This window comes from Rhodoplanes roseus, assembly GCF_003258865.1.
GTDB lineage: Bacteria > Pseudomonadota > Alphaproteobacteria > Rhizobiales > Xanthobacteraceae > Rhodoplanes > Rhodoplanes roseus.
The window spans coordinates 1-3,932 of sequence record NZ_NPEX01000353.1 but is presented as its reverse complement, the minus strand read 5'-3'; the positions used below and the strand labels follow the sequence as shown (position 1 = coordinate 3,932).

Below are 3,932 nucleotides of genomic sequence, written 5' to 3'. Positions count from 1 at the left end.
AGCCGGCGCCGTCACCCCCTCCCGGCGGACTTCGTCCGCCGACCTCCCCCCTCCAGGGGGAGGTGAAGGGCGCACCGTGCCGAAACTGCTCAGTTGTCGAAGCCCACCTTGTCGACCAGGGTCGCCGCCTTCTTCTTGTTCTCGGCGATGGTCACGATCGGCAGCTTGTCGGCGGTCAGCTCGCCGTAGCCCGCGATGGTCGGATTGATCTTGATCCCGGCCTTGATCGGGTACTCGTAATTGACGTCGGCATAAAGATGCTGGGCCGTGTCGCCGAGCAGCCATTCGATCAGCTTGACGCCGTTCGCCCTGTTGGGTGCGTTCTTCGCGAGCACGACGGCGGACACGTTCATGTGCGTCCCGCCGTCCTTGAAGGTCGGAAGGATCACCTTGGTGGCGTCGGCCCACGCCTTCTTGTCGGCTTCGCGGTCGTTCATCAGCGCCCAGTAGTAGGTATTGCCGACGCCGATGTCGCACTTGCCGGCGGCGATGTCGCGCGCCACCTCGCGGTCGCCGCCCGAGGGCTTCTGGGCGAGGTTCGCCTTGAGGCCCTTCAGCCACTCCTCGCCCTTGGCCTCGCCGTGATGGGCGATGTAGGCCGCGAACAGGGCGTTGTTGTAGATGTGCTGGCCGGAACGGATGCAGATGCGCCCCTTCCACTTCGGATCGGCGAGGTCCTCGTAGGTGATCTCGTTCTGAGGCACGCGGTCCTTGGAGGCGTAGACGACACGGGCCCGCACCGAGATCGCCGACCAGAGGCCGCCCGGATCACGGTACTGCGCCGGCACCACGGTCTCGACCACGGTGGACTTGATCGGCTGGGCGACGCCGAGATCGATCGCATCCTTGATGCGGCCGATGTCGACGGTCAGCAGCACGTCGGCCGGGCTGTTGGCGCCTTCGGTGGCGATGCGCTGCTCGAGGCCGCTGCTCGCCGAGATCGTGTTGACCTTGATGCCCGTGTCCTTGGTGAAAGCCTCGAACAGCGGCGCGACGAGCTTCGCCTCGCGATAGGTGTAGACATTGACCTCGCCGGCCTGCGCCAGGGCGGCCGTCGGCGCCGCGGCGAGCAGGGCGACGGTTGCGAGAAGGCGGGCGGGACGCGAGGAGAGCGGGCTCGTCGGCATGAACGGCTCCTGTGGGACGGGGGGCGCGGGCACGTGTCGGCGACCCCGCCACAGGTACGGGAGCTGGCCCGCAAGCGTCAAGAATTCCGGCCGAAGGTCAACAACTTGGAAGAGTTCCGAGATTGGAAGCGTTCGAAGCGCGAGGGAAATTTGTCAGAGCGCCTCGGCGGCCGAGCGGGCAGCGCGTGCGTCGCGTCCGGGCGCGACGCCGGTGCTGCGACGCCAGGCCGCGGATCATGCCGGCACTACGCCGCCGACCTACTCAGTCTCGGCTCGCATCGGGACGAGGCGCCACGACCGCGGCCGCGCGGGACGGCGGCGAAGCGGCGGCGATCTCGGCGACCAGCTTGCTGATCATCGCCTGGCCGAAGGCGTTGAAATCCTGCGCCGTGAGCACGAAGGCGCCCGGCCCCCCGATGACGTTGTTGCGAAAATAGGCTTCGAGCCCGCCGGCCGGATTGGTGTGCTCGGCGTTCCACGACAGCGGCTGCTCGGTCAGGATCACCAAACCGTTGATGGAGATGCCCTTGGCCACCGCCTCGTCGCGCGCCGCCGTGACGTCGCGTCCCGAATTGTTGGTGCCGTCGCCCGACACGTCGATGGTCCGTCGCCGCGCCGTCATCGGCGCGCGCTCGAACTGCACGGCGGCGAAATCGATGCCGCCCGAGATCGAGGTGCGGTCGGCGAAGGCGCGCGAGCTCTCCAGCAACTGCGTCGCGAACTTGCCGGCGCTGTCGGCATCGCGCACCACTGTCCAGTCGATGACGACCTTCTGGTTTCCGGCGCCCGACCACTCGATATAGGAGACCGCGATGCGGCCGAGCGTCCCGCCCGTGATGGCGGCGACGACCCGCGGATCCTGAAGGGCGGCGGCGTAGCCGTCGCGCTGGAGCTGGAACTTTTGGCTGTCGACGCTGCGCGACACGTCGGCGGCGAGCGCGAGCAGAAGATCGACCTCCTCGGCGCGGACCTGGGACGGGGCGACCATGCCGAGGGCCAGGGCCGCGGCCGCGAGCACGGCCCGCAGGGTGTCGCGCATGCAGGTGTCGCGCATCCAGATGCCGCGCATCGCCGACCTCCGATCGCCCCCGGCGCACGATCGAGCCGGCCGAACCGAACGACGGCCCCGTCGCGGACCGGGCCGCGCGGGGGTGTCGCGGAACGGCGCAGTCACGCGGCCTCACGGCCGCGGCTCGAAGCATAACGCCAGTATGACAGGAAAGATCCGGAGCGAGAAAGGCGCGCCTACTCGGCCGGAATCTTCGGTCGCGGGAACGTGACCTCGACGAGCGTGCCGTCGTTGACCCGGCTGGTGATCGCGAAGGTGCCGCGGTTCGCCTCGGCCAGCGCCTTGGTGAGCGGCAGGCCGAGGCCATTGCCGGCCGGGGGCGCCGTGTCGGCCCGCGCGAACGGCTGCAGCGCCGTCTCCAGATCCTTGTGGCTCATGCCGGTGCCGGTGTCGCGCACCCGCAGCACCACATGGCCCTGCTGGTTCTGGCCTGTGGACACGATGACCTGCCCGCCGGGGCCGCTGAGCCGGATGGCGTTGCCGAGCAAGTTCAGGATGATCTGGTGCAGCGAGCGCATGTCGGCGACGATCGGCGGCACCCGCGGCGCCATCGACGAGCGGATGATGATGCGCTCGCGATTGGCTTGCGGCTGCATGGTCTTGACGGCCGCCTGGACGATCTCGTTGAGATCGACCGAGACGAAGGTCAGCTCGAGCGTGCCGCACTCGGCCTGCGACAGGTTGAGGGTGTCGTCGAGCAGCGACGCCATCTGCTGGGCGGCATTGCGGACGTCGCGCAGATACTCGCGATAGCGCTCGTTGCCGACCGGGCCGTAGCGCTCCTCCAGCATCAGGTCGGCGAAGCCCATCACGGCGGTGAGCGGCGTGCGCAGGCCGTGCCCGAGCTTGGCCATCAGGCCGGAGGTCGTGTCGACGGCGGCGTCGCCGTCACCCGAGGCAACGGCGGCGCGTTCCGCCGCTTCCCGCACCGTCGTGGCGCGTACCGGCGCCCGGGTCCCGGTCAGGTCGCGAAACACGGCGCACAGGCGGTCGCTGCCGTCGACCATCGGGCCGAGCGTCATGAACAGCGGAACGGCCCCGCCCTGGCGGACTAAGCCCTTGACCTCGCGGCCGGAATCGAGGGCCAGCCGGCCGCCTTTGCGGACCCGCGACAGCCCCTCCTGCACCGCCTCGCGGCTTTCGGGCGCGAAGAGCTGGTCGAACGGAACGTCGGCGAGGGCGCCGGGGGCGACGCCGAACAGAACCTCGGCGCTCTGGTTGGCCGAGACGATGCGGCCGTCGCGGGACAGCACGACGACGCCGTCGAAGGCGGTGTCGAGCAGCGCCTGCAGCTCGCGGATGGTCGTCTCGGCGCGGCGCAGCGCGAGGTCACCGGCCTTGCTGCGCTCCTCGCCGGCCGGCGCGAGCACCAGGGCGAAGGCGTTCTCGCCGCTCCACGGCACCGCGAACAGGCGCGCCGCGACGGGCTTGCGGTCGCCGCGCCGGGTCAGGATCGCCAGCGGCTGGCCGTGCGGATCGGGGGTCGTGGCGAGATCGGCGTCGCCGGCGACGAACAGGCTGTCGAGGCCGCCCGCGGCCGAAAGCGCTGCCAGATCAGGGTATCCGGTGGTCTCCAGGAAGGTGCGGTTGGCGTAGATCAGCGCGTCGAAGCGATACACCAAAACGCCGACCGGCATCCGTTCGAGCAGCGCCGTGGAGGTCTGTCCCGGACCGCGCTCCCGCAGCGCGGACTCGCGCGCGCCGTCCGGCGGCGCGGCGGCCAAGATCGGAAGAGC

General features: G+C 70.0%; 3 protein-coding genes. All 3 read right to left on the bottom strand.

What is annotated here, in order from left to right; all coding sequences use genetic code 11:
* Window positions 1-89: 89 nt before the first annotated feature.
* Entirely contained in the window at window positions 90-1,127 is a 1,038-nt protein-coding gene (locus CH341_RS27850) for an extracellular solute-binding protein (RefSeq protein WP_111422249.1), read from the bottom strand.
* Between the two features lie 262 nt (window positions 1,128-1,389).
* Window positions 1,390-2,196 (bottom strand): DUF1194 domain-containing protein, encoded by an 807-nt coding sequence (locus tag CH341_RS27845; protein WP_210208645.1) that lies wholly within the window; start codon window positions 2,194-2,196, stop codon window positions 1,390-1,392.
* Window positions 2,197-2,372: 176 nt separating this feature from the next.
* Window positions 2,373-3,932: sensor histidine kinase (locus CH341_RS27840; protein WP_146604651.1), on the bottom strand; the 1,560-nt coding region annotated here is incomplete at its 5' end.